Consider the following 2,117-nt stretch of genomic DNA (forward strand, 5'->3'; position numbering starts at 1 on the left):
GCAGACCCGGCAGTGAAGTGTCGACTTCGATAGCCAGACATTCCCGCGTGTAGTCGTCGACCACATTCAGGCAGCGAAACCGCTGGCCGTAAGCCAGTCCATCAGAAACAAAATCCATCGACCAGCTCTGGTTCGGGCCTGTCGGCACCGGCAGCGGTTTTCGCTCGACGGCGGCAATGCGCTTGCGTCTGCGCTTACGCACGCTCAACCCTGCCTTGCTATACAGACGCCATGTCCGCTTATGGTTAACCAGCCAGCCTTCGCGACGCAACAGCACATGAATACGGCGGTAGCCGTAYCGACGTTTCTGCGCGGCGATKGCCATCATCCTGTCCGTCAGTTCCGCGTCGTCGGTGCGGCGCGATTCGTAACGGAACAGTGAACGCGAAATTCCTACCAGCCCGCAAGCCCGGGTGACACCCATCGCGCGTTCGGTCATCAATATCCCGACCGCCTCGCGTTTGGCTTGCGGGCTTGCTACTTTCGCGACAGCAGRTCCTTCAGCGCGGCATTGTCGAGCATCGACTCTGCCAACAGGCGCTTGAGCCTGTTGTTCTCCTGCTCCAGTTCTTTCAGGCGCTGCGCGTCCGCGACGGTCATCCCGCCGAACTTCGCCTTCCAGTTGTAGTAGGTCGCCTCCGAGATACCGTGCTTGCGGCACAGTTCTGCCGGCTTCAGGCCAGCCTCGGCCTCCTTCAGGATGCCAATAATCTGTTCTTCGCTGAATCGCTTCTTCATTGTCGTTCCTTTTGGGAACGAACTCTACATTGTTATCGGACTAAGCGCGGGGAGCAGGTCAATCAGCAACGGCCAGTCGAATTTCTTCCACCAGAGCGGCGTCGTCAGTGCTCCGGGCCCGTACGTCCATCCCGCCCGTCAGCCGGCCGCGCCAGCTTGCCCGCCACATTCGAGCGCGCTACACCGAGAACCTCACAGACCCGCTTTACTGGTCGTCCCCTGGCAATGAGGGTGAGCGCGCAATCCATTTTCGCGACTTCGCTACCTCCACCGCTTCACGAAGAATCTCGTTCTCCATCGTCTTCTTCCCGAGCAGTCGCTGAAGCTCCCTGATTTGCTTGAGTGCATCGTTTAGCTCCGACGCCGGCACGACTTCCTCGCCAGAACTGACAGCCAACAGGCTGCCGTCCTGATACAGCTACAGCTTGCGCCAGTGAAACAGCTGATTCGGATTGACGCCGTGCTGGCGCGCAACCATTGAGACTGACTTGCCCGGCCCGAAACTCTCCCGCACCATCGTCAGCTTCTCTTCCGCTGACCGCCGCCGCTGGCGCTCCGGCCCCGTCAACACTTCCATCACTTCTGTTTGTTGTTAGTCAAAAACACAGTCGTATGCCTACCCGCTATTTTAAGTGGGAGACTGTGTCCGGCGATTCAGGGGGCCGCTCCAACACTCTGGCTTCCGGTTTCACCCAGCAACGCGACATCGCGGGCAATGACCTGTGACAATCGCTGCTCATCGAAATCGATCATCCGCGTAAGCAATGCATTGCCGGAAGTCCGTCATGAATAGCGTCAAGCAGCACGGCCGGTTTACCGACAATCATTTTGGCCGGTCGACAGGGATGATTGTCGGTCGTTATCCGGTCATGGTTGTCGCTCCCTGTTGTTGATTGTCGCCGGATGATTGTCGGCGCCTGCTGTTCTGTTGGCTGGCGGTGCGACGACGGTAGCTTTCGACATTCATCTCGAAGATCGTCGAATGATGGACGAGCCGGTCGATTGCAGCGACGGTCATGCCGGGATCAGGAAACACGTCATTCCAGCCCGAGAACGGCTGGTTGGCGGTGATTATATGGAATTGAGATGCTATGGGAGGGCCGTGGAAGTAAGCCAGCCGGAGTAAAACGGGATACGAACTCGTTTTCTCCGAAGGAGCATGCAAAATGGATGCGCCTGACACAGCCCTCCGCGGGCAGAATACGACGGCAGGTGGCCGCCTGTACATGGCTTTTGAACTGGGCGACAAGAGCTGGAAGCTCTCACTGGGCGATGGCCAGCGCGCGCCCAGCCGCTGCACGGTCGCCGCTGGTGATACCACCGCAGTCCTCATCGCGATCGCCAACGCCAGGGCGCGTTGCCATCTCGGCGCCGACGCA

General features: G+C 59.1%; 4 pseudogenes. 1 reads left to right on the top strand and 3 read right to left on the bottom strand.

What is annotated here, in order from left to right:
* From GCT13_RS50430 to GCT13_RS47455, 3 pseudogenes are all read right to left on the bottom strand, one after another.
* Positions 1–738, bottom strand: a pseudogene (locus tag GCT13_RS50430) (IS3 family transposase); the annotation flags it as partial.
* A 61-nt stretch (positions 739–799) separates the two neighbouring features.
* Positions 800–1,315: pseudogene (locus tag GCT13_RS47450) on the bottom strand (transposase); the annotation flags it as partial.
* 282 nt (positions 1,316–1,597) lie between these two features.
* Positions 1,598–1,813, bottom strand: a pseudogene (locus GCT13_RS47455) (ATP-binding protein); the annotation flags it as partial.
* Positions 1,814–1,904: 91 nt separating this feature from the next.
* On the opposite strand from GCT13_RS47455, the pseudogene GCT13_RS47460 reads away from it, so the two are divergent.
* A pseudogene (locus tag GCT13_RS47460) lies at positions 1,905–2,117 on the top strand (IS110 family transposase); the annotation flags it as partial.

It is taken from the genome of Paraburkholderia franconis (assembly GCF_009362735.1).
Taxonomy (GTDB): Bacteria; Pseudomonadota; Gammaproteobacteria; order Burkholderiales; family Burkholderiaceae; genus Paraburkholderia; species Paraburkholderia franconis.